Source organism: Bacteroides sp. MSB163 (assembly GCF_036416795.1).
Lineage (GTDB): Bacteria > Bacteroidota > Bacteroidia > Bacteroidales > Bacteroidaceae > Bacteroides > Bacteroides maternus.
The window spans coordinates 3,529,673-3,552,160 of sequence record NZ_CP143867.1 but is presented as its reverse complement, the minus strand read 5'-3'; the positions used below and the strand labels follow the sequence as shown (position 1 = coordinate 3,552,160).

The 22,488-nt window shown below is 42.6% G+C and carries 28 protein-coding genes; 8 read left to right on the top strand and 20 right to left on the bottom strand.

What is annotated here, in order from left to right; translation table 11 throughout:
- Positions 1 to 86: 86 nt before the first annotated feature.
- The 3 genes from VYM24_RS13080 to VYM24_RS13070 form a co-directional block, all read right to left on the bottom strand.
- Positions 87 to 632, bottom strand: a complete 546-nt coding sequence (locus VYM24_RS13080; protein WP_299089847.1) for a 7-carboxy-7-deazaguanine synthase QueE — start codon at positions 630 to 632, stop codon at positions 87 to 89.
- Positions 633 to 662: 30 nt separating this feature from the next.
- A complete protein-coding gene (queD, locus tag VYM24_RS13075; protein ID WP_007213057.1) occupies positions 663 to 995 on the bottom strand; it encodes a 6-carboxytetrahydropterin synthase QueD in 333 nt (110 codons plus the stop codon).
- Positions 996 to 1,110: 115 nt separating this feature from the next.
- On the bottom strand, positions 1,111 to 1,968 hold the full coding sequence (locus tag VYM24_RS13070) for a phosphodiester glycosidase family protein (protein WP_299089852.1): 858 nt from the start codon (positions 1,966 to 1,968) through the stop codon (positions 1,111 to 1,113).
- Between the two features lie 109 nt (positions 1,969 to 2,077).
- Here VYM24_RS13070 and VYM24_RS13065 point away from each other — a divergent pair, with 109 nt between their 5' ends.
- Complete coding sequence (locus tag VYM24_RS13065) at positions 2,078 to 2,437, top strand: YbaN family protein (protein ID WP_007666073.1); 360 nt, start codon at positions 2,078 to 2,080, stop codon at positions 2,435 to 2,437.
- Positions 2,438 to 2,441: 4 nt separating this feature from the next.
- On the opposite strand, the gene VYM24_RS13060 is transcribed toward VYM24_RS13065, so the two are convergent.
- From VYM24_RS13060 to VYM24_RS13000, 13 genes are all read right to left on the bottom strand, one after another.
- The gene (locus tag VYM24_RS13060; RefSeq protein ID WP_115502430.1) at positions 2,442 to 3,026 is read right to left on the bottom strand and encodes a 5'-methylthioadenosine/S-adenosylhomocysteine nucleosidase family protein; all 585 of its coding nucleotides are present in this window, start codon (positions 3,024 to 3,026) and stop codon (positions 2,442 to 2,444) included.
- A gap of 50 nt (positions 3,027 to 3,076) precedes the next feature.
- Positions 3,077 to 3,670: a hypothetical protein gene (locus VYM24_RS13055; RefSeq protein WP_330940217.1), complete on the bottom strand. Its 594-nt coding sequence runs from the start codon at positions 3,668 to 3,670 to the stop codon at positions 3,077 to 3,079.
- Positions 3,660 to 4,130, bottom strand: coding sequence for an RNA polymerase sigma factor (locus VYM24_RS13050; protein WP_330940216.1), 471 nt, complete (start codon positions 4,128 to 4,130; stop codon positions 3,660 to 3,662). Before VYM24_RS13050 ends, VYM24_RS13055 begins: the two co-directional genes overlap by 11 nt.
- On the bottom strand, positions 4,131 to 4,973 hold the full coding sequence (locus VYM24_RS13045; protein ID WP_291553958.1) for an alpha/beta fold hydrolase: 843 nt from the start codon (positions 4,971 to 4,973) through the stop codon (positions 4,131 to 4,133). It lies immediately after the preceding gene.
- A gap of 96 nt (positions 4,974 to 5,069) precedes the next feature.
- Entirely contained in the window at positions 5,070 to 5,564 is a 495-nt protein-coding gene (locus VYM24_RS13040) for a GNAT family N-acetyltransferase (RefSeq protein ID WP_291553961.1), read from the bottom strand.
- Positions 5,565 to 5,706: 142 nt separating this feature from the next.
- A complete protein-coding gene (locus VYM24_RS13035) occupies positions 5,707 to 6,552 on the bottom strand; it encodes a bifunctional helix-turn-helix domain-containing protein/methylated-DNA--[protein]-cysteine S-methyltransferase (protein WP_330940215.1) in 846 nt (281 codons plus the stop codon).
- A complete protein-coding gene (locus VYM24_RS13030) occupies positions 6,549 to 7,076 on the bottom strand; it encodes a methylated-DNA--[protein]-cysteine S-methyltransferase (RefSeq protein WP_291553965.1) in 528 nt (175 codons plus the stop codon). Before VYM24_RS13030 ends, VYM24_RS13035 begins: the two co-directional genes overlap by 4 nt.
- A 359-nt stretch (positions 7,077 to 7,435) precedes the next feature.
- A complete protein-coding gene (locus VYM24_RS13025; RefSeq protein WP_291553967.1) occupies positions 7,436 to 7,720 on the bottom strand; it encodes a winged helix-turn-helix domain-containing protein in 285 nt (94 codons plus the stop codon).
- Between the two features lies 1 nt (position 7,721).
- On the bottom strand, positions 7,722 to 8,495 hold the full coding sequence (locus VYM24_RS13020; RefSeq protein ID WP_291553970.1) for a hypothetical protein: 774 nt from the start codon (positions 8,493 to 8,495) through the stop codon (positions 7,722 to 7,724).
- The gene (locus tag VYM24_RS13015) at positions 8,492 to 9,079 is read right to left on the bottom strand and encodes a hypothetical protein (RefSeq protein WP_330940214.1); all 588 of its coding nucleotides are present in this window, start codon (positions 9,077 to 9,079) and stop codon (positions 8,492 to 8,494) included. Before VYM24_RS13015 ends, VYM24_RS13020 begins: the two co-directional genes overlap by 4 nt.
- A 173-nt stretch (positions 9,080 to 9,252) precedes the next feature.
- On the bottom strand, positions 9,253 to 9,870 hold the full coding sequence (locus VYM24_RS13010) for a hypothetical protein (RefSeq protein WP_299089863.1): 618 nt from the start codon (positions 9,868 to 9,870) through the stop codon (positions 9,253 to 9,255).
- A 20-nt stretch (positions 9,871 to 9,890) separates the two neighbouring features.
- A complete protein-coding gene (locus tag VYM24_RS13005; RefSeq protein WP_330940213.1) occupies positions 9,891 to 10,493 on the bottom strand; it encodes a hypothetical protein in 603 nt (200 codons plus the stop codon).
- A 29-nt stretch (positions 10,494 to 10,522) separates the two neighbouring features.
- Positions 10,523 to 10,906, bottom strand: coding sequence for a DUF2141 domain-containing protein (locus VYM24_RS13000; protein WP_330940212.1), 384 nt, complete (start codon positions 10,904 to 10,906; stop codon positions 10,523 to 10,525).
- A 720-nt stretch (positions 10,907 to 11,626) separates the two neighbouring features.
- Here VYM24_RS13000 and VYM24_RS12995 point away from each other — a divergent pair.
- The 6 genes from VYM24_RS12995 to VYM24_RS12970 all read left to right on the top strand — a co-directional run bounded on the left by VYM24_RS12995 (position 11,627) and on the right by VYM24_RS12970 (position 15,774).
- Positions 11,627 to 11,920 (top strand): hypothetical protein, encoded by a 294-nt coding sequence (locus tag VYM24_RS12995; RefSeq protein ID WP_291553986.1) that lies wholly within the window; start codon positions 11,627 to 11,629, stop codon positions 11,918 to 11,920.
- Between the two features lie 8 nt (positions 11,921 to 11,928).
- Positions 11,929 to 12,219 carry a cell division protein ZapA gene (locus tag VYM24_RS12990; RefSeq protein ID WP_115502437.1) on the top strand — a complete coding sequence of 97 codons (291 nt, stop codon included), beginning with the start codon at positions 11,929 to 11,931 and terminating at the stop codon, positions 12,217 to 12,219.
- 139 nt (positions 12,220 to 12,358) lie between these two features.
- The gene (gene rny / locus VYM24_RS12985; protein ID WP_294608181.1) at positions 12,359 to 13,894 is read left to right on the top strand and encodes a ribonuclease Y; all 1,536 of its coding nucleotides are present in this window, start codon (positions 12,359 to 12,361) and stop codon (positions 13,892 to 13,894) included.
- Positions 13,895 to 14,026: 132 nt separating this feature from the next.
- Entirely contained in the window at positions 14,027 to 14,788 is a 762-nt protein-coding gene (locus VYM24_RS12980) for a copper homeostasis protein CutC (protein WP_291553990.1), read from the top strand.
- A gap of 15 nt (positions 14,789 to 14,803) precedes the next feature.
- Positions 14,804 to 15,376, top strand: coding sequence for a hypothetical protein (locus VYM24_RS12975; RefSeq protein ID WP_330940211.1), 573 nt, complete (start codon positions 14,804 to 14,806; stop codon positions 15,374 to 15,376).
- A complete protein-coding gene (locus VYM24_RS12970; RefSeq protein WP_330940210.1) occupies positions 15,334 to 15,774 on the top strand; it encodes a hypothetical protein in 441 nt (146 codons plus the stop codon). Before VYM24_RS12975 ends, VYM24_RS12970 begins: the two co-directional genes overlap by 43 nt.
- Before the next feature lie 27 nt (positions 15,775 to 15,801).
- Here the strand turns inward: VYM24_RS12970 and VYM24_RS12965 are convergent, their stop codons facing one another.
- The 4 genes from VYM24_RS12965 to VYM24_RS12950 form a co-directional block, all read right to left on the bottom strand.
- Positions 15,802 to 18,465, bottom strand: a complete 2,664-nt coding sequence (locus tag VYM24_RS12965; protein WP_330940209.1) for a transglutaminase-like domain-containing protein — start codon at positions 18,463 to 18,465, stop codon at positions 15,802 to 15,804.
- 53 nt (positions 18,466 to 18,518) lie between these two features.
- A complete protein-coding gene (locus tag VYM24_RS12960; protein WP_118295064.1) occupies positions 18,519 to 18,932 on the bottom strand; it encodes a DUF2141 domain-containing protein in 414 nt (137 codons plus the stop codon).
- Positions 18,933 to 19,015: 83 nt separating this feature from the next.
- Positions 19,016 to 20,956, bottom strand: coding sequence for a TonB-dependent receptor plug domain-containing protein (locus VYM24_RS12955; RefSeq protein WP_330940208.1), 1,941 nt, complete (start codon positions 20,954 to 20,956; stop codon positions 19,016 to 19,018).
- Between the two features lie 149 nt (positions 20,957 to 21,105).
- On the bottom strand, positions 21,106 to 22,050 hold the full coding sequence (locus VYM24_RS12950) for a LytTR family DNA-binding domain-containing protein (protein WP_299089882.1): 945 nt from the start codon (positions 22,048 to 22,050) through the stop codon (positions 21,106 to 21,108).
- A 286-nt stretch (positions 22,051 to 22,336) separates the two neighbouring features.
- Between VYM24_RS12950 and VYM24_RS12945 the strand changes: the two genes are divergently transcribed.
- Entirely contained in the window at positions 22,337 to 22,477 is a 141-nt protein-coding gene (locus tag VYM24_RS12945; protein ID WP_167549111.1) for a hypothetical protein, read from the top strand.
- Positions 22,478 to 22,488 lie beyond the last annotated feature (11 nt).

The window sequence follows — 22,488 nt, the reverse complement described above, 5'->3', positions numbered from 1 at the left end:
GAATTTTAATTTCACGGCAAAGTAAACCCTAAAAAGCAAAAGAAAGATGTCATTCACGTTACATTCCTATAACACGACCCGATTCATTAACGAATGTCAATCAGTTTATGTGTTTGCAGACTTAACCGCCATTTAGGATGTTGCATGACGCACGCCACTGTTTCCGCAGTATTGTTACATGAACAGGGTTGCAGAAAGAAATATTCAGCCGGAAGCAACTCGTAGACTCCAATATCCTGACCTTCGTAAACTACCTTCACCTCATCCATACGGGTAACCCCCAACTTCATCCCTTGCTTGGGAGAACAAGTCACCCAATCAATATTTTGGGGCAATGGGTTCGTTCCATTCGTTTCGATACAGACATACTTTCCCGCCTGGTGCAAACGGTCGATAAAAGCCTCATCAATCCAGAGAGAAGGTTCTCCACCCGTCAGGATAACCGTAACAGCCGGATACTTTCCTACTTCGGCAATAATTTCATCATCGGACATCAGTACACCTTCTTCATGCCGTGTATCGCAAAAAGAGCATTTCAGATTACAACCGGAAAAGCGGATAAAGACAGCAGGCGTGCCGGTGTGATAGCCTTCACCTTGCAAGCTATAAAAAATCTCATTAATCTTTCTCATAAAAAATATTTGTGCCGGCTTTCAGTAGGGTTATTCTTTCTCATAAGTGGCTACATTGGATTCAGATTCTTGCACCTCGACTTTGAAGCAAGTAGGTATCTGCTCACATATCCAGCGGGCTATATTCTCTGCGGTAGGATTGAATGGAAGAACTTCATTCAAATTACGATGATCTAACTTTCCTTTCACCGTTTCTTTGATGTGACTGAAATCAACTACCATTCCATCGGCATTGAGTTCCCGGGAACGGCAGTAGACTGTGATAATCCAATTGTGACCATGCAGATCCTCACATTTGCTGCGATAGGAAAGTTTCAGGCTATGAGCAGCTGATATTTCCATGCGTTTGATAACTGTATACATATTCTTGTTAATACGCTAATTAAGAAAATACTTCGTCTGTTGTCGCACCTAATGTCACCTCGGCACGGCACAAAAGTACAAAAATTCTAAGGATTACAGTTTAAATCTTCCGCTTTTATTCGTAAACACAAAGTGAATTGGCAACCTTACGCTCCCCTTTATTATCATAAAGTTTATTGTCAGTAAGCTTGTTTACAATTCCATTATCCGGTGCAGAAGCACTCCAAAGTGTAGTAGAGCCACCACCATCCAGATTCAAAGCTTTCTTTGCACCCAATACACGGAGAAGATGTGTCAACTCAGGGATATTGATACCTTCCGCCCTACCTTCGAAACGGCCCGCAACCGCAATCAGAAACACAGTTCCATCCTTCATCAGAGCCACGGCACTCCGTGGATGTTTAGTCTGAACGAATGACCGGTTACAAGCAGACAAATCACAAGCTTTTCCATCCAGCAGCATCAACGGACCGGAAACAAGAATACTCCCTTCTTTCTGTTCGCAGTTTTTCTCATACTGTTTCTTCCAAGATATAATGTCCAGTTTCCCTTTATCTATTTTCACGGCACCATTGGATACAGTGCTGAGTACACCAGTCGCAGTAGTATCCACCACCACCCCGTCTTTCCTCAAATAGCAGATAGAAGTTCCTTGCTTGATATTAAAATAAGAACCGTTAATAGCTGCCACTGCACCGGAACGACGGGCAGCATTACTGGTTTCTTCTTTAGGAGAATGAATTAAAATGTCAAACCGATGTTGCTCCGGTTTGATTTCAAGAATAGTGACATGCTGCGGAACACCATACAAAGAAACGAACTCCGCTTCGCGACAAAGTACACCTTTTCCCATAGAAGTTACATTCCAATGAGCAGTAACAAGTGCCAAAGAATCTGCAGTGGTCTGTGCCACCACAACAAATACATTACACAGTATCAGCAATAGCGTGAAAACGGACTTTCTCAAATACATGTTTTGATTTTATTGAAAATTCTTCGCAAACATAAGCATTTAAAGCGAATGTCAGACAACAAAGCAAACAGAACTTTCTCCGTAAACAAAAAAAGAGTACTTTTGCAACATGAAAACCCTTTATATAGCACTTGGTACACTCTCTTTAGCACTTGGTATCCTCGGCATTTTTCTGCCGTTGCTACCCACTACTCCATTTCTGCTACTCACGGCTGCACTCTACTTTAAAAGTTCACCTCGCCTGTATAACTGGTTATTAAATCATAAGCATCTCGGCCCTTATATCCGCAACTTTCGTGAAAACAAAGCCATCCCTCTACGTGCAAAGATAATTTCCATCTCGCTGATGTGGATCACCATGCTCTACTGCGTGTTTTTTATCATACCGTATATATGGGTAAAAGTAATACTCCTGATTATTGCAGCAGGAGTAACCTATCATATCCTTTCGTTTAAGACGCTGAAGTAGATGCTTATTTTACCGCTCCACCTATCTGTTCAAAGAATTCCCCCAACCCCTTACGAGCATCAGCCAGTTTATCCTCCCAATGCTTCACGGAGTTCTGTCCTATGATATCCGTCACATACTTCACAGCAATAAAAGGCACATTCTTGGCACGGCAAACAAAGGCTTGCGCAAAAGCTTCCATATCGACCACATCGCCTTTCACATCCGAAAGTTCCGTCAGAAAAGTATCACCTGTATTACAAATGCCTTCTCCTGCCCAATGCATACAGTATCCCTTCTCTGCCAGCAAAGTAGAAGAATCAATCTCATATTCCAAGCCCATATCGGCTAATTTCTGCATATCACGGTCTATAAAATGACGGCACACCAGAATATCTCCTACCTGGCAATCAATGCTTCCTGCCGTACCTACGTTGATCACCAAGTCCGGCTTAGCCTGATTGAGCACTTCAGAAACATAATATGCTGACTTCACTTTGCCTACTCCTGTACGAATATAGCCGATGTGAACTTCTTCCTCTCCTATCAATCCGGGAAACTTTAACTCCGTAAACTCACCCTGTACGGCGTAAGTAACTAAAATTTTCATACTGCATCTTTTTATTTTGAGCGAGTAAATGTACAACTTTTTTTTAGAAACTAAAATTCATCCACTTGCGACTTAATCTTTTCGATCTGTCTGATCAAGCAATCCATCTTCCGCCTATTCTTTTTAATCATTACAGGACGCAAAACAAACCAATTAAGGGCAATCCATAAAAACAAAACAGAATACGCTATCAGTCTGAACATAAAAGATGAATTAAGAGTATATTCATACATATAAAGAAAGATACCGGAGGATAGCAAAATGAAATATAAACTCATTACCTTAGTCTGCATGAAAGTTTCTTTCCCTTTCAGCATAAGCAAATTATTCAGATAATCGATATTCGACTGTTTCTCGTCCAATGACCTATACAAAGAAGTTATCTTCCGATTGACCACCACCACAATACACATCGGCAGGATTCCCACAATGATTCCAATCTTAGTACTCAAGAATTGCGGTTTGAAATAGATCCAGATAAATATCATAAAAAGGATAGTCAACACTAAGATAACATCAAGAAATATCCCCTTTTTAAGACCGTTTTTTCTGAAACGACTGATCTTATTCAATATTTCAGATTGATCGGCAGCCGGAACAGTCTGCCTGTTCCACAATTCTTTTATATCAATATTACTCTCCATATTCTTTGAATTTTCTTGTTAACCGGACTTTTATACGATGAATTCTTACACGGACATTACTCTCCGACAATCCAATGATTTGCGCTATATCTGCTTGCCTGACATCTTCCAGTTCCAGCGAAATGATAATGCGGTCTATCTCCGAAAGTTCTGCAATAAACTTGTATAGTAACTGAATCTGCGGCTCAATATCCGTCTTTTCATCTTCAAATAAATCGGCAGGAAACTGCGTAGATAAGATTTGCTTCTTCCGTTCCAGCTGACGCAGGCAGTTATTGGTTGCAATACGAAATATCCAAGTATCAATATTGGCTTCATTCCTGAAGGTGGGCAGATATTGCCAGACTTTAATAAAAGTTTCCTGAGCCATGTCCTGAGCTAAGCTGTAATCATTTACATACCCCATGCATAAGCGGAATATTTTATTCCAGTACCCTCTATATATATCTTCAAATACCACTTAACGCTCTTTTATAAATTCACAAATTTGATGGATGAACCATTCCTTATCATCAAACATCACAAAATGCAAGCCTTTATCTGCATATCTGATTTGTGCTACTGACAAATTCTTATATTGATTCTTAATGACCGTATCTATATGTTTGAAATAAGGTTCCAAAAGTATAAGAGAAGGGACAACTATATTCTTTATACATTCTCTTAAATCTGTATTCGAGAAATCACAGAATAGTTTAGCATACGTCTTTCTGTCAGATGCCAATCCCCAGTTTACGATTTCGGCAAATCTCAATGAATCAGTGGTAAGCGTTGCCGCACTCATTCTTTGCATCTGTGCAAATTGCTCCTCATCCATAGCTGTAATCCTGTCAATTAAATCTGTGCAATCATTATCAGGAGCAGATTTAAAATCAGGAACTGTCAAAGCCATCAGACAAGGCAAGGCATCTACAATCACAATCTTTCCTGTAAGCTCCGGGAATTCAGCCGCAATTGCAAGTACCAAACCACCTCCCATACTATGCCCCACGAGAATAGGTTTCTCTATCCGCTCCTCTTTGATAAACTTTGCAATCTGCATTTTCCATCTTTCGAATGATGGACACTCTTCAGGTGCAACGCCCGAAAAGCCCGCCATTGTCAGCACATAGCAGGTATAGCTGTCTTTCAGTACGCTGACTGTTTCCGCCCAGACATCCCCCGAGCATGCAAAACCGGGTATAAATATAACGGTTTGTTTTCCTGTTCCCGATTTTACTACCGAAAAAGGATAATCCTGTGCAAAAATCAAAAGAGAAGTTCCCAATAACATCAGGGGCAAAAGTAATCTTTTCATCGCCATATATTCTAAAGTTTTTCCTTTAGATACGGGTCACTCCGAAATGTTACAAGAAAAAGAGAATAGTATCGGAAAACTTCAATCTGATTTTTGTCTATTCTATAAGTTTTTCGGACATATCACCTGTTTGGCCATCCAGAAATTAGTAAGAGAAAGCTGATTAGCCTTGCGCTTTTGCTCTTCCTCCACTATATAACCTTTTTTTTCAAAGAAAGGGCGGGCTGTTAAACTCACTTCAGATGTAATCCGCATAATTCCATTTGTAATTGCATACTGTTCTATTTCATTCAAAAGCATTGTAGCAATGCCTTCACCCTGAAAATCCTTGTGAACAAACATAGAGTGTAAATAACCCTGGGGAGTGATAGATGAAAAACCTACGATTTTCGACTGTTGATTAACAGCTACAATAAAGTAATGGGTCTTTATCATATCTTCTATATTAGAAAGATCATCCCCACATGATGCCCAGTCTTCAACTTCCGCCTGTGAGTAATCGCGCCTATTTATCGCGAGGACGGTATTCTGAAATAAATTTTTCAACTCAACAGTATCCGACTGCAAAGCTACTCTGATTATAAAGTCCGTTTTCATGTTACTTCAAATTTATTGTTCTACATGTATCTTTCATTCTCAGGAAATCGACAATTGAATTATAGGAAATATTATTCTTTAGAATACCTGAGCATTTAGCAAACATGCGAATTTCCGTGAGCACCCCATTTTATAGTATTTTTCATTCAGTCTTTGATATACTTTCTCTTTTAACAGCCTCCCAACCGATGATAGCTGTTTTACGAACTTCTCCCCAATGGTAGTTTCCCAATTCCCCCGAAGAGCGAATGACACGATGGCATGGAATAAGGAATGCAACGGGATTTTCCCCCACAGCCGTGCCGACAGCCCTACAAGCACGAGGACTGTCTATCTGTGAAGCAATGTCCCCGTAGGTAATCAAAACTCCTGCCGGAATTTTCAATAACGCTTCCCAGACTTTCAACTGAAAATCTGTGCCTTTCAGATGCAGTTTGATTTCTTTCAGCCTGCTCCAGTCCTGCGTGAAAATAAACAAAGCGTTCTGTTGGATTCCGTCCACGGTCTGTGTGTATCGTGCCCGGGGAAACCGCTTTTGCAGGGAGCTAAAAGCGGTCGCATGATCGTCTGCGAACTCCATGCAACAGATACCTTTTTCAGTCGACGCAATCAATATTTCACCGAACGGACTTTCTGCGAAACTGTAATTGATCGAGAGGTTCTCGCCGCCATTCTTGTATTCGCCCGGCGTCATTCCCTCAATATTGACAAACAGATCGTACAATCGCCCTGTCCCCGAAAGGCCTGTTTCCATCGCTGCATCGAACAACGAGGCATGGGTTTCGTCCAATATTTTTTTTGCATATTCGATACTGGTATATTGCAGAAACTTTTTAGGACTGACACCTACCCATTCGGTAAATATCCGCTGAAAACGTGATCCACTCAATGCCACTTCATCAAGCCCAGGTTGCCGTTTGAAATTGGCACGAATATATTCTATTGCCTGTGCAATACGTGTATAATCGAGTGTCTCCTGTCCGTTCATAGTGCCAGTCGGGGTTGGGATTCCAATTCAAGCAAGAACTTTTTAGCCGGAAGTCCTCCGCCGTAACCTGTCAACGAATGGTCGCTGCCTATTATTCGATGACAGGGTGCAAATATCGACATGGAATTTGCGCCGTTGGCATTGGCAACTGCGCGTACAGCTTTGGGCATACCGATCCGCTGCGCCATTTCACCGTAGGAAATTGTCTTGCCGAAAGGTATCTTCAGCAATTCATTCCACACCGTTTTTTGAAAGTCCGTGCCCACGAACAGCAGCGGCACATCGAATTCCCTGCGTTTTCCGGCAAAGAACTCGTCGAGTTGCCTCACTGCTTTCTCTATTACTTCCGACGTACCCACCTCGAACTCAGCACGCAATATCCGTTTCAACCGCCGATCTACATGGTCGCGATGTTTCTCCACCTGCCAGTCGCATAGGCAGAGCTTATCATCAAACGAACCAAGTAACAACACACCGCACGGCGATTCGTAACGCTTTATCTTGATAGTATTTTTCTCTTTCATAACTTTCATATAAATTTTGCACGTTCTATAACCTCTTTTTACGGCATCCCCTCGGCGGTGGGCGTTACCTCAAAAATAACCACTACTTTCTTTTTCGGCAATTGAGTCCTTATGCACATTGGCAATAACGGACTGCGGGAGCTCTTCGGTTCTTTTGTTCATATTCTGCGGAAATAAATCGGTCGTTCCGGCCATAAACATAGCCAACAATATGATAATTAGTTTTTTGTTTATAATGCAATATATGCTTTTTGTTTCGACGATGCAAAGTTACGACAACCCTTTTTCTTTATCGACCCGAAAATTGCTATTTTTGATTTAATAAATTATTTGCTCAAATTTGCTTTTCAGCTATGTGTTTATTTTATAATATACGTTTTGAGCGCTTCCACATACTCCTCAAAAGCGTCTACTCCCTGTGGCGTAATCTTACAGATAGTGCAAGGCATCTTTCCCTTGAACGTCTTCGTCACCTCCACATACCCCGCTTTACTGAGTTTATCAATCTGCACGCTGAGGTTGCCTGCCGTTGCTCCCGTCTGTTGCCGGATAAAGACAAAGTCTGCCTCTTCAACACCAATAAGCAACGACATCACCGCCAGGCGCAATTCGGAATGCAGTAAGGGGTTCAGTTCTTTAAACATATCATTCGTTTTTCTTTCGTTTACTACTCAACAAAGCAAATAGAGACATGCCCAACAGAGGCAGATGATACAGTCCCAGGTAAAATCCGGTATCAGTGGCAAAATTACCCATATTGTAACATCCTATAATAACGCCTACCATCGCTGTCACCCGCAACACAACCCTGCTTACACTCCGCTTACTTAATATTAGCAAAGTGAGAAAGACAGGTGTCATAGGGCAGAACCCCAGCACTGCGCCACTATCCAACAGATAGTGCAGCCGGAAATCGGGCAAAGCTGTACGTAGATCCATCGGCCACCACAGACAGAATAGAGCAACAGGGATTGTCCAACCCGTCTTCCAGGTTACATAATCAAAAGAGAATACAGTATTGCCCTTCCACGCAGCCCAAAACCAGATAAATGCCACAAATCCCATCATCACCACATTGACCGTCACCATACTGAAACCATACAGTTCCGTCACAGCCATATTCTGTATCACGGCATACAGCAGATAAAAACACCCTGCAATCGCCATAAAATACCTACTGAACTTACCTTTCCAGACAATAACGGCCAACAGAGCCAATATCATTACTATCTGAAAATAAACAGTATAAGGATACATATCCATAATAAAGGCATGTCCCAGTGTATAAAATATCAAATCTCCCGTAGCCTCAAGCTTAAAGTCTTTCGTCGCCATCGGCATCAAAAGGAACTGCAAAAGTACAAGTAACAAAAAGAACTTCCAAGAGGTCAGGAAATTCTCGAAACGACTTTTTGTCATGTGCCGCCTCCTTTCTTCACTTTATAGTTTAGGAAATGTCCCGGAATAACCATCATAAAAATAAAAGCCAAGGCAAAAAGCAATATCTGGTCGAATCCGTGTATAAAGAGGCAACCTAATGACGACAGAGCTCCCAAAGTTCCTCCTATAGTCACTACCTTCATGTTTACAATCAGGCCGGTCAACGCCGTACCCATTCCCATTATCAGCAATATGATGAACAAGACAGGCAAACTCCAGTAGAAGATGGCGACCCAGGTTATCAGGAACCCACCCAGCCCGAATACGGTCCAGACGTACCCCAATATCCGGTCGATATAGGTTCGTACCATCTTCTGCTTCTTCCGGTTTATCCACAAGGTAGCAGGAAAAGAAACCGCAGGCAGCAGAAACCACATCCATTGCCAGTTGTAATTACCGGTTTCTTTCAGGAGAAACCAAACCACCAGAGATATCACCGTACACGAATATCCCCATATTAGAAAAGGCATTCCGGCATTTTCAGCCATCTTATACTTTGCGTTCTGTATCATGTGAGTGATGAGTTCCAAACTCTCTTTCTCAGTCATATTTTTATTATCCATTACCAACTATTTTATTTATCCGAAATCATATATACACACAAACATTCATTCCATGTCTACTTTAGAAGTCAATAATCTGTAAGATCGAGCACCTTCACCAGCAAGAAAGCCAGCAACACCATGTTTCCAATGAGAAGACAGCCAAGAAGTGAGTTCATCGTAGTTCCTCCTAATTATTTATTTGAAACAGAGTTTTCTTTCTTTGCGGCAATATTCAGCATGTGTCCCGGAATTATCATTGCAAAGACAGCAGCCACAGCGAAGCATAGTAAAGAAGTATAGGTAGGGGCATCTTCTACCATTGCCGCAAGCATCATATACAAGCCTATTGCCAATCCGATTAACGAGAAAAGATAAAAAGCTTTGTAACGGACAATAATACCTGTAATAATACTGCCCAATGACATGATTAATGTTCCTAACGGCAAGATAAATTCAAACTGTTTCATACAGGTAGATCCTATTGCCACAGCCATACAAAGCCCACCCATTATACGCCATATTTCAGTCAGCACTTTATCCGAATAAGCTTTAGCCCGTTTCTGCGATTTATGTTCTAAATATATTCCCAAAGGAATTCCAATAACAGGTATTCCCCAAAAGCCCCACATCCAAGAAGGATCTTTTGTAAAATATATGCCCGCACACACAACCAAAGTCGCTATAGTCCCGATATATCCCCACAACAGAAACATATTTCCACTACCCGCATCCAGATTACGACGGGTATTCTGTATCATTTGAGAGATGAGTTCTAAACTCTCTTGCTCGGTTATCTTTCTATCTTCCATAACTTATTGATTTAATGCAATTATTCTTTTGTGTGTTTTCTATTCAATCGATGTCCGGGAATAATCAACATAATAATAAAACAAACAGCAAAAGCAGGATACATAAAGTTGAGTTCAGGCGGATTAAACAAAATATGCGATATCATAACTACTGATATGGTCAATGAACAACCAGCAGCATTTCTCATCCATGAATCATTTATTATACTTCCTGTAATACTGACTCCCAATGAGCACAGCATCAAAATTATAGGCAACAACAATAACATGAAATTAAAATAGAGAGCAGCTATTATAGAAATACCAATTCCATATTGTCCTATATTGCTCCAAATAGCGAGTAAAACCTTATCCGTATAAGTCAAAACCGGTTTATCTTCCTTTTTCTTCAGCCAGCGCATCACCGGAAAACCAATAACAGGTATAGCCAACCAGCCCCAATTCCAAAGCGGGTTACCAGTTATCAGAATCAAGATATAAACCACAATCGCAGTTATCGCACAAAGATACCCCCACAACAAGAGTATATTCACATTCCCCAACCGAAGGTTTTTCTTACTATTCTGTATCATCTGCGTGATAAGCTCCAAACTCTCTTTTTCAGTCATTTTTTTGTCTTTCATAATAGTGTCTTTCTCTTTAATACCTAAAATTATTTTTTTGCCTTATTTTGTAAGGCTCTCACATCTTTCAACTCTACATCAATCGTTTTTGCTTCAGCTGTCATGTCCAAATCTACAATTGCACAATTCTCCGTCGGCACTCCGTCTTCCCGGTCCAGTTGATAATTGCCGTTTTCATCGTGATACACATACAATTTGCATTTTCCTTCAGGCATCTCTTTTAATACAAGTGTTGCCGTATCACCCGTAACATCTACCATTGCATATTGCCCTTTATCGGCAGCAATCATCACCTTTCCTTTTGCCGAACGGATGTTCTTCACTTTCACCGTCAAGTCGCTCTGTGCTGATACAGAAACCGCACATACGCTCACAACCGACAATACAATCCATTTAAAACCAATTGTTTTCATAACTGTACTCCATTTAAAATTCTACAATAATCATACACTTCGGGCTCGAACTCCACTGCAAATATAAGTAGTTTATTTTATAAACCAAATTATTTTATAAATTAATTTATAGAAAGCAGTAAGAAAGCTTTCGAGAACGTACAAATACTCAGGAGTTAACTTATAAGTGCTCAGGAATGAGATAAATGATTAAGCAATACCATCTGTCATCCTGAGCTTGTCGAAGGATCTCTTCTCCTATTTGTGCAGCTTTGTATTAAGAGAGTAGATCCTTCGACAAGCTCAGGATGACAGATACTCAGTAAACCATCACCTAATAGAGACGAATAATTCGACTATTACAACCAACTAATTCTTACCTTACAAGAAACTAATCGCAGCACTGCGATGAACTAATATTTTTCTTGCATCTTATTATTAGTACAGTATCTATTATTATTTCTTACAATATCTGTTGTAAGAAAGAAATATAACTGTTGTAGAAAACTTTTATAACTGTTGTATGAATAATAAGATGCAAGAAAAATATTAGTTCATCGCAGTGCCGGGATTAGTTTCTTGTAAGAATAGGAATAGTTTTAGGCATCCGCCAAACAAACCCTTTTCAGTCCGCATAAGTGCCGTTTTCATGTTATTTCGATGCTCAGGCAACATTTTTCCCTGAAAAGTTTTTGTAATCTCCAAGTTAATTGTATTTTTGTGTACAATTTTGGTATAGTAATGACTGACGAAGAAAAGAAGCGATTAAGTACCTTTGAAGCGAGACTGCGTCATTTAGTCTTTTTACATGACGAATTGAGGCGCGAAAATGCTGAACTAAAGCAACTTCTGAAAACTAAACAAGAAGAATGCGAGCAAGTACATGCTGAATATAAAGCTTTGGAAGACGACTATACAAACCTAAAAACAGCAATGACAATCAGCCTTAACGGCAGCGACGTAAAAGAGACGAAACTGCGATTGTCCAAATTAGTGCGTGAAGTCGATAAATGCATCGCTTTGTTGAATGAATAACAAGATGTATGAACGATAAGATAAAGATAAACCTACAGATGGCAGGCTCCACCTATCCCCTCACCATACCGCGTGAAGAGGAAGAAATGGTAAGAGAAGCCGCCAAACAGGTGGATATACGGCTCAATGCGTATCGAGAACATTACCAGAATGTAACTCCTGAGAAGATTATAGCCATGGTGGCCTATCAATTTGCCTTGGAGAACCTGAAAATGAAAAACCGAAACGATACTCGGCCGTATGCCGACAAGATAGAAGAACTGACAGAGGTGTTGGAAACATACTTTAAAGGACTGTAAACGTCCGGAAGCCTTTTCCTGAAACACCAGAGCCAGCAAAAGAATTAGAAAACCCGCGCACTGTGTAAAAGTGACCTCCAGAGAACGGAGGCGACTTTTCGACAGTGCGTTTTTTATTTATATTTTAAAACAAATTGAAATGACAGTAACAATACTAGTATCCATTGCCTGTTTCATTATCGGTGGATTTCTGTCGTACATGTTCTTCAAGCATGGTTTGAAGTCCAAATATGACAATATCCTGAAAGAAGCCGAGGCTGAAGCGGAAGTGATTAAAAAGAATAAGTTGCTCGAAGTAAAGGAGAAGTTCCTGAACAAAAAAGCAGACTTGGAGAAAGAAGTGGCAATCCGCAACCAAAAAATTCAGCAAGCGGAAAACAAGTTGAAACAACGAGAATTGGTGCTGAACCAACGCCAGGAAGAGATACAGCGCAAGAAGGCGGAAGCCGAAGCGGTGAAGGAAAACCTGGAAGCCCAATTAGTGATTATTGATAAGAAGAAAGAAGAACTGGACAAACTGCAACAGCAGGAAATTGAGAAACTGGAAACCATTTCCGGACTCTCTGCCGAAGAAGCTAAAGAGCGTATGGTAGAATCTCTAAAAGAGGAAGCCAAAACGCAGGCACAGTCCTTCATCAACGACATCATGGACGATGCTAAGTTGACTGCAAGCAAAGAAGCCAAACGCATCGTGATACAGTCTATCCAGCGTGTGGCTACGGAAACTGCCATCGAAAACTCAGTTACCGTATTCCATATAGAATCGGATGAAATCAAAGGACGCATCATTGGTCGCGAAGGCCGCAATATCCGTGCGCTGGAAGCAGCTACAGGTGTTGAAATCGTTGTGGATGATACTCCGGAAGCAATCGTTTTGTCAGCTTTCGACCCGGTTCGCCGCGAGATTGCCCGTCTGGCTTTGCACCAGTTGGTAACTGACGGACGTATCCACCCCGCACGTATCGAAGAAGTTGTGTCCAAAGTGCGCAAACAAGTGGAAGAAGAAATCATCGAAACCGGTAAACGTACTACGATTGACCTCGGTATCCACGGTTTGCACCCCGAACTGATTCGTATTATCGGTAAGATGAAATATCGCTCCTCTTATGGTCAGAACTTGTTGCAACATGCTCGCGAAACGGCCAATCTCTGTGCTGTGATGGCATCGGAACTGGGACTAAACCCGAAGAAAGCAAAACGTGCCGGATTGCTGCATGATATCGGTAAAGTGCCCGATGAGGAACCGGAATTGCCTCATGCACTCTATGGTATGAAGTTGGCTGAGAAATTCAAGGAAAAACCGGATATCTGCAACGCTATCGGCGCTCACCACGATGAAGTGGAGATGACGAGCCTTCTGGCACCTATCGTACAGGTATGTGATGCCATCTCAGGCGCACGTCCAGGGGCACGCCGCGAAATTGTTGAGGCTTACATCAAGCGTCTGAATGATCTGGAACAGTTGGCAATGGCCTATCCGGGTGTGACAAAGACGTATGCTATCCAGGCAGGTCGTGAGTTGCGCGTAATCGTTGGTGCCGATAAGATTGACGACAAGCAGACTGAAAACCTTTCCGGTGAAATCGCGAAGAAGATACAGGATGAGATGACGTATCCGGGACAAGTGAAGATCACGGTAATCCGTGAGACACGCGCAGTAAGTTATGCGAAATAAATTGTAAAGATTGAAATTAGTGATAAAGAGGTGGGGAAACAAAAAATCCCTGCCTCTTTTTGTTTTCTTTGTTATTCACGAAACTGTTTCTTATTTTTGCATCCACAAACCAAGTAATCCTGATTGTCAATTATGGAGCCATATCAATTTGAAGTTTGTGCCAACTCCGTAGAGAGTTGCCTTGCCGCACAGGCAGGGGGAGCAAACCGGGTGGAGCTATGCGCCGGAATACCAGAAGGGGGTACTACCCCATCTTACGGAGATATCGTCATTGCCCGGGAAGCCTTAACAAAGACTCTTTTGCACGTCATCATCCGTCCCCGTGGCGGAGATTTTCTGTACTCCCCCATTGAGCAACGCATTATGCTGAAGGATATCGACAACGCCCGCCGATTGGGAGCAGACGGAGTTGTATTCGGTTGTCTTACCGCTAAAGGAGATGTAGACCTTTCCTTAATGAGGCAGCTGATCGAAGTATCACAAGGTATGTCCGTTACGTTCCATCGTGCTTTCGATGTATGCCGCAATCCGCAGGAAGCGCTGGAGCAAATCATAGAGTTAGGTTGTAACCGTATTCTTACTTCCGGTGCACAGGCCACGGCCGAACAGGGCATCCCTTTATTAAAGAAATTGCAGCAGCAGGCAGACGGGCGTATTATCCTACTGGCAGGTTGCGGAGTAAATGAAAATAATATCGCTCACATCGCCACGGAAACCGGTATCCGGGAGTTTCACTTCTCAGCAAGAGAGACTATCGAAAGCAAGATGCTGCACCGAAACGGAACAGTTTCGATGGGGGGTACTGTGAACATAGAAGAGTATCGTCGCCCCATCACTACCGCAGAACGCGTAAAAAAAACAATAAAGGCGTTGACCGGTCCAATTAAGAATTAATTTAAAACAATCAATATGAAGGCATTAAGTGTAATCACTTTATTAACTCTCCTCAGCATTTCATGTGCGCATGAAGCTAAAAACCAAAGCTCCCCAAACTCTACTTCCGACACCATTACGCCTGCTTTCCTGAAACAGGAAGAAGCCGCACTCCTACTTCAGAAAGAAGATGAGCATATCCGCAGATGGAGCTCATTTGACTTGGCTTCACACACTGTTGGTATCGAAGGCGGAAAACAGGGATATTTGCAGTTTGCCGGTGCACAGACCCGTAATTGGAATGACGAGGAAACGGCTCTGCTTATGAAATCATCTCAATTCATCAATCAGATTATCCGTGAAAAAGAACTGAAGCTTCCCTTCCCGGAAAAAGTCAGATTGATAAAGTCAACGATAAAAGAAGAAGGTGGCGCAGGAGGATATACCCGAGATACTACATCGTACTTATCGACAGGTTGCTGGAACATCCCGAATATGCGACCAAATTGCTGGCACATGAAGCATTCCACGTCCTTACCCGAAACAATCCGGATTTCCGTAAGAAGATGTACAGTGTCATCGGTTTTAATATTCTTCCAAAGGAAATAGAATTTCCCGAAGAGTTGAAAGAGCGGTTCATCTCCAATCCGGACGTTATCCGCCACGACAGTTATGCTACTTTTACCATCAACAGTGAAAAGAAAGATTGCTGCATGATTATCTATGCTACAAAGCCTTATGAAGGAGGGAACTTTTTCCAATATCTTAATATCGGCCTTGTGCCTATTGATAAGAACTCAGGAAAAGCAATGGAGGAAAATGGAAAAGCAATCATTCATTCTGTGGAAGAAGCCAGTGATTTCTATGATAAGATGGGACGCAATACAGGCTATATCATCGATCCGGAAGAGGCGCTGGCGGATAACTTCAGCTTTCTCTTGACAAACCAGGTGGAAAACTTATCTTCACCCGAACTGATACAAAAAATGGAAGAGGCTTGCAAATAAGTCTCTCCCACTCTACTGTCGCTTTTCTTATAGTCCTTTCACCGTTTTCACCAACTGCTCACCCAAGCCGATGGTATAACCCTGTGAAACAAATACCACGCGATTGAAAGTATCGGCAATGATAAATATGGGCAATGTATCTTTGCGTTTCAGCTTCATATTCTTCACAATCTGCTGGGCTATGTCTTCTGTGTCGATTCCATAAATCACAGTATTAGGTAAACCGGGGAAGTCAGCAGCACGATATTTGCCGGCCTGTTCCTGATTCGGGAAGAGTAATACAAGTTTTCTACTCCATTTCTCCAGATCGGCTTTCAAAGCAGAGATATCCCGTAAGGCATGGTTTGTAGGTTCCTGATTCACTCCAAGAATACCGACAACGAAGTATCCACGGCCACAGGCTTGAAGCAGACTTTGCTTGTTGCCGCCTTCCAATGTTGTGAACAAGCTCTCCGAATTGAAGTTTCCAATAACCTGTACTTCATCTTTATTTTCACGCATCACCAGTTTCGTTTCTGTACGTCCACCTGCTTTCACATTCAATGATGTCATTTGCGCCAATACACCACCACTTGCCAGGCGGGTACCGGTTACCAGAATATAATCTCCGGCATCCAGAAACGTTCCCTCCTTCAGCAAACTGCTCCATGTAACGCCGCCACCCATGTCTGTGTCACCCTCATCATAAGATAACAACTGCAAATTACCTTGCGGAGTTACTTTGGAAATAGTGAAATGAGAATAATATTTCGGATTATCCAGTGACTGAATCGGTGTATATTTAGCTGCAAGCCTGCCCTTCTGCGCAGGTGCCTGTCCGACTGCTTCAAAGTTCACATCTATGGCTCCGTCGTCAGTTATCAGCTGTACCTTACCCGTCACCTCATCAATGCGTGCAGGAACTCCCATGCTGCGTGCCATGGCCACGAAGAAGATATCGCGACTGTGGGCATCGGCCAAACGTGCTTTCCACACACCTTCGGGAGATACAGGAGGTGCCCCCAGATTACATTCCTTGTTCACCTGAATGTTCTTTGCCACCCATGCAACCATCTTCATAGGCTCTGCCACATAAGCCTCAACATCTTCTTTCGAAATCACCTTACCAAAGAAAGTTTTATACGGAGTCAACATTTCATTGCTTACGCGCGGGTTGCGCACATATTTACGGAAATATCCGGCATTCGTCGTACGCACACGAGACTGCATGTGATCTATCAACACATCCAAACGAACATCACGAAGATCTTTTGCCGAAATCTGCTGCAAAAGGTCTATTCCTCCTTTCCTGGAGTTATCAGAACGCAAACGAGTCATGAACTCACGAATTACTCTGTAATTTCCACGGGCGGCAACCAGAATCTTGGCTACTGCATCCCGATCCAACTTATAATCTCTCGCAAAGTTGCGTGCCGCCTCTTCCGAGATGAACTTACCGACATAAGCATTACGAATAGAGTCTTCTATCGCCAGTCTGCGGTCATTTTCCGCCCGCTGTTCCGGCGTCACTTCGGGCAAGTTGGCACTTTCTGTGGGAGGCACAATATCAACATCTACCGTAAAGCTGTCACCCGCTTGCTTATCAAGGGTTACGGTCAGTTCCGCTTGCTTGCCAAAGGAAAGTTTGGAGAAGCCGAAACGGCCATCTTTGGAGGCCCAGACAAGCATATCCCCTTTTCCTGCAGTCAGTCCGCACAGACCACTATCGTCAGTATGTTTCGTTGCTACGGTATAGAATTCCGCATAATTGTAGAGTTTGAACTCCACGCAGGCGTCAGGAACCGGATTTCCCGCTTCATCTTTCACCATAACCTTGGCTTGCGCTGTAGGCGCATAATTATCAATCACATTGATTTCCGTATACGTGGGGTTAACGGACATTACTTCTTCTTTTCCTTCATAACGTCCGAAAACCTTTGTATGCATCAACATTCCGCGACTGGCAGGTGCATTGAACCAACCAAGATCCAGTACCGGTTCCGGTTCGCAAGCACCCAGAAAATGCCATTTACCATCTGCCCAGGCTTCCACCCATGCATGGTTATCGTCCGTATGTGCCCATCGTGGTGTATAAACCTGCCGTGCCGGAATACCTACCGAGCGAAGTGCCGCCACCAGCAAGGTAGATTCTTCGCCACAACGCCCGTAAGCAGTATTCACTGTTGCCAGTGGTGAACTGGTACGGGCATCGGAAGGCATATAGACGGCTTTCTCATGACACCAATGGTTCACTTCCAGGATGGCATCGTATAAAGAAAGGGACTTCACACGATTTTTCAACTCCTTATAAAACACTACCCGCGCACTATCCAGTTGTTCGTTGTTCACCCGCACCGGAAGTACAAAATGTCGGAACAAATCTTCGGGAATGATCTTTCCCCAAGGCATTTCCTCTGCGGCACGCTGGGATGCGCGGATATTCATTAAGTGAAATTCACCAGGATAATCAGTAATATCCGCCAGTGGCATATAGGCATAAAAGAATTCCAAGGCTTCCTGCTCATAAGTGCTCAGCGAAGCATCATCCAGTATCGTAAATAGTTCTCCCTGCGGCATCAGAGCCTTCTTTTGCTGAAAGTCCTGCTCCACGCGCGAACGATACGAGGCATCGGTCATGAAATGGGATTCTCCACAGGCAGCAAGCAGACAAAGTAGCCAGCATATTCCGAAAAGTTGTGTAGCTCGTCTCATAATACTTACATTAATTAAGGTGTGAGCTACAAAGTTAAAGAATTATCTGAAGTTTATTTCAGATGTACCACTAAAGTTGTATCCTCAGAGAAGGTAAAACTGCATTTTTCGTAAGAAGGGGGGCCCATAACACCTTCAGCATCATTGCTGAAACCAAACTTCTCCACAGGGATACCGAAAGCACCGGTATCCAATTTACCATTTCCATTTTCATCCTGATACATGGAGAAGGCATAAGTTCCTGCCGGAAGCCCTTTACAGGGGATAGACACAACTTTATCCTTCACCTCTACTGCAAAACCGGCAAGCGGCTTCTTCATGAATGTCTCTTGAGAGTTGTAGATGGCGACATAGAGTTTACCAGCCACATTTTCAATACCACGTACTTCCAGAGTAAGATTTTGTGCAGACAGACTTTGAGTTGCAAAAGCCAAAACACATACGAAACTAATAATCATTGCTTTCATTTGAATTGTTTTTAAAGAGTTTATAAATAGATACGCGGACGACACGGATTAGGCGGACGAACACGGACCTTTTTTTAATTAAATTAGAAATTAGAAACATCATAAGCCGCCTTCTTCCCAAGTGTGATAAACACCCCGATATAGAAGAAATGATCGTTTGAAGCCAGAATAGCTTTATTATTCACCCGCCCAAACTCATTTTTCCGACAAAGGATATTGGTAGCAGAAGCATGGATAATCACTTTCTTACTGGGCAGGAATGTCAGTCCGAGATCAAGACTGTTATAAGGCTTCACATGATCATTCATCAAGCCCGGTAAATCCGGATTATGATAGGGACGCCCACTGCTGAAACGGTTCGTCAGACCGACTATCGTGCCGATTCGCGGAATGGAATACTTCAGCACTACGGATGCATTGTGCCGAGTGGCATATTGCGGAGTAGTCAGTTCCGTATATTCCTGAAACTTCCGCTTGGCAATATTATATGTATAGGAAAGTTGGTATTCCAGATTCTTCAACAGAACACGGTCATTAAAGAATAAGTCGAAACCTTTACTGTAACCATGACCACCGGAAGTCAGCATTTCCGCTGCATCTACCGTTCCCTTTTCCACCAATGCCAGACGGTCATATTTCTTATAATAAAGTTCAGCTTTGTAGAAACGCCCATCACCCTCATACTGTGCACCCACATTATACTGAATGCATGATTCCGATTTCAACTTGTTCTCCTGAGCCAGCAATCTGCTAACCGGCAACTGTGTATATCGTCCCGCCGTAGCAGAGAGTACTACATCTCCCAAATAGTAATTAACAGCCAGACGGGGTGAGAAATTCACCTTTTCATTCAATGAAGTATATTCTGTGCGGACAGAAAGTTCCGCCTTCAGTTGCTCCACCGGATAGTAAGTCGCCGAAAGAAAGCCCGCACTGATCGTCGGATTGATTTCATGATGGCTATCTATTCCCTCCACCTCTTTCATCTGATATTGATAACGATTCTCATACCGGCGGATAAAACTCTCCACTCCCATATCCAGACGAAAAGCCGGAGAAATACGCTTGAACACTTTTACCTTTGCATGAAGTTCCTGTTGTAGTTCCATCCAATGATCTGTCGAAAGTGATACATTACCTATCTTCTGTTCAAAGAAAGAGAATGCTACACCTGCAAACCAGTTCCATCCACCGGAAGTACGCTTACGGAAAGTTGTATTGAGATAGAAATTATTCTCATTCAAATCGAACAGTCTACGTTCAGCACCTTCATAATTGGAAAAGTCAGTATGATCATAGCCGCCATAAATCTTGAAAAGCGTAGCATCATCGGGATGATAGCGAAATTGTGCCGATCCGGTCATCATCCGGTAGGGATCTTCAAAATCCGTACGTCCTGAATAGATATGATCATAGACACATAAGTCCTGATAATCCAAGTTCACCGAAAGCGAACCTTTATCGAAAGCCCGTGTACCTCCTCCACCGAAGCCTACCGTAGAGGCATTGATGCCTAACTTATTGATAGGGCTCTTATCCTTTGTCTCCAATGGTAACACAGCCGAGAGTGCATCCCCGTATTCCAACGGAGCCCCACCCGATTCCAAATTAACACCACTGAACATAAAAGTGGAATAACGCCCGCGTGCCGGTGAGTTTATACCTGTAGCCGTATAAGGATTCAAGACGTGCATTCCGTCAATGTATGTCTGTGTTTCATCACTACTTCCGCCTCGCACCAGCAGCCGGCCACTTTCTCCTTGTACCTGCGTGCCCGGCAGTGTTTGCAATGCCTGATACAAATCACCGTTTGCACCTCCCACGGTCACCAGTTCCACCGGACTCATATCACTCCAACGACTGTTGGCAACAGGCGTTCTTTTACCTTTCACTACCACTTCCTTCAAATCTACACTATCATTGTATAGTTGCAAGAAAACGGTATCCGTCACAGCTGTCTGCGCCTCCAAGTGCTGCACCATCAGCAATACACTTACACTAAAAAGTAGAATCAATCTTTTCATTTTATCTATGTTCTTTACGATTTCCGTCAGCAAACATAGACTAAGAATTTCAGGCAAAAAAATATCCGGGACAGACTGCCCGGATATGTGACAAACAGCATTCCGCCTGTGACGAATGGTTGTATTTTTCCTTATTCTGTGACGAATGACTACCCTTCCGCATCCCTTTCTATCAGCGTTTTTATCTCTTTTGCATAGCCTCTGGAAACCGGAACTTCTTCTGTACATCCTTCCAGTCGCAAGCGATATCCCTGTGAGTTTCCATCTACTTTTACCACAGTGTGTATGTTCACCAGAAAGGCCCGATGACAACGGACAATGAACGAACAGGCAGCAACCGCTTCTTCTGCCTGCTTCATAGTAGCCCGCACCAACTTTTGCTGCATCTTATCCGCACTACTGTAAGCTACTCTTATATAATTCCCTTCTGCTTCTACATAAAATAAGGTATGGGCATCCACTTCCAGCATTTCTTTCGTTCCACCGGAGAAAACCAACTGCATAGGAGTTTCTTCTGCTGCTATTTCTTCTGCTACCCTACCCTCTCCTATCTGTTCCTCATTCCTTGTCCGAATCTTCTCCTTCTGGGTATTCTCTCTTTTCGCAAGAGCGTAGTTGATCTCCGTTGCCTCCTTCAGATTACGTACCAGCTGCAAATTACGATTCCACATCAAAAAGAAGACAATAGGGAAAGGAGCAAGAATCGCCACCCAAGTCAAACTTATCAGAAATCCTTTCCAGCTCAGTATGAATGAGCCAAATACCCAAGCCGTATAGAAACAGTTACCTATCGCAATCAGCAAACAAGCTCCCAAGGTCCCTAACAATTCTCGACCTAATGTCCAGTTCTTCTCACTATGATAACGGGGAAACAAAGCAGGAAACAAATACGTAGAGATACTCAGTGCCAATGAAGAAACCACTCCATAACCTAACACTACCCAGAATTTATAGCCTCCCATCATAGAAATGCCAAAAGGCTGCAACACAAAAAGGATCAGAAACACTATAAGTGAAGGTATTATCACGCTTTTCCATCTCTTCACCAATGATGGATAAGGGCTTCGTAAAAGTGTCAACAGTTTATTTATCATTATGACTTCCTGTTTGTAAGGGTTGATTATGTGCAAGATGCTGCAAAGGTATACAAATTATTAATAGATCGTACAAAGATCATTTATTCCATTTTTAGTCATACTTTTGTAATATGCGCATAGCAAAACCAGGGATTTCTAAAGAAAAACGAATAGAAAGTGCATTATATTATGTTTTAAAACATATTTCTCGTGAACAATTCGTATCTTTGCAGCGTTAATAAGAGAAAAGAAAAGATGTAAAACCCGCTTTCCGAAACGCGGAAAGCACAAAAAGATGACAATTATGAAAAAGAATGCAAATGAAATTTTTATGTTACAGTACCGTATTAAACGCTACCAGGCAATGGGAAACGGTGCAATGTGCCAGACTTTGAATGGCAAACTTCAGAAACTGCTTGCAAAGCAAGCTAACATTACCATGTAAACAACACCTTT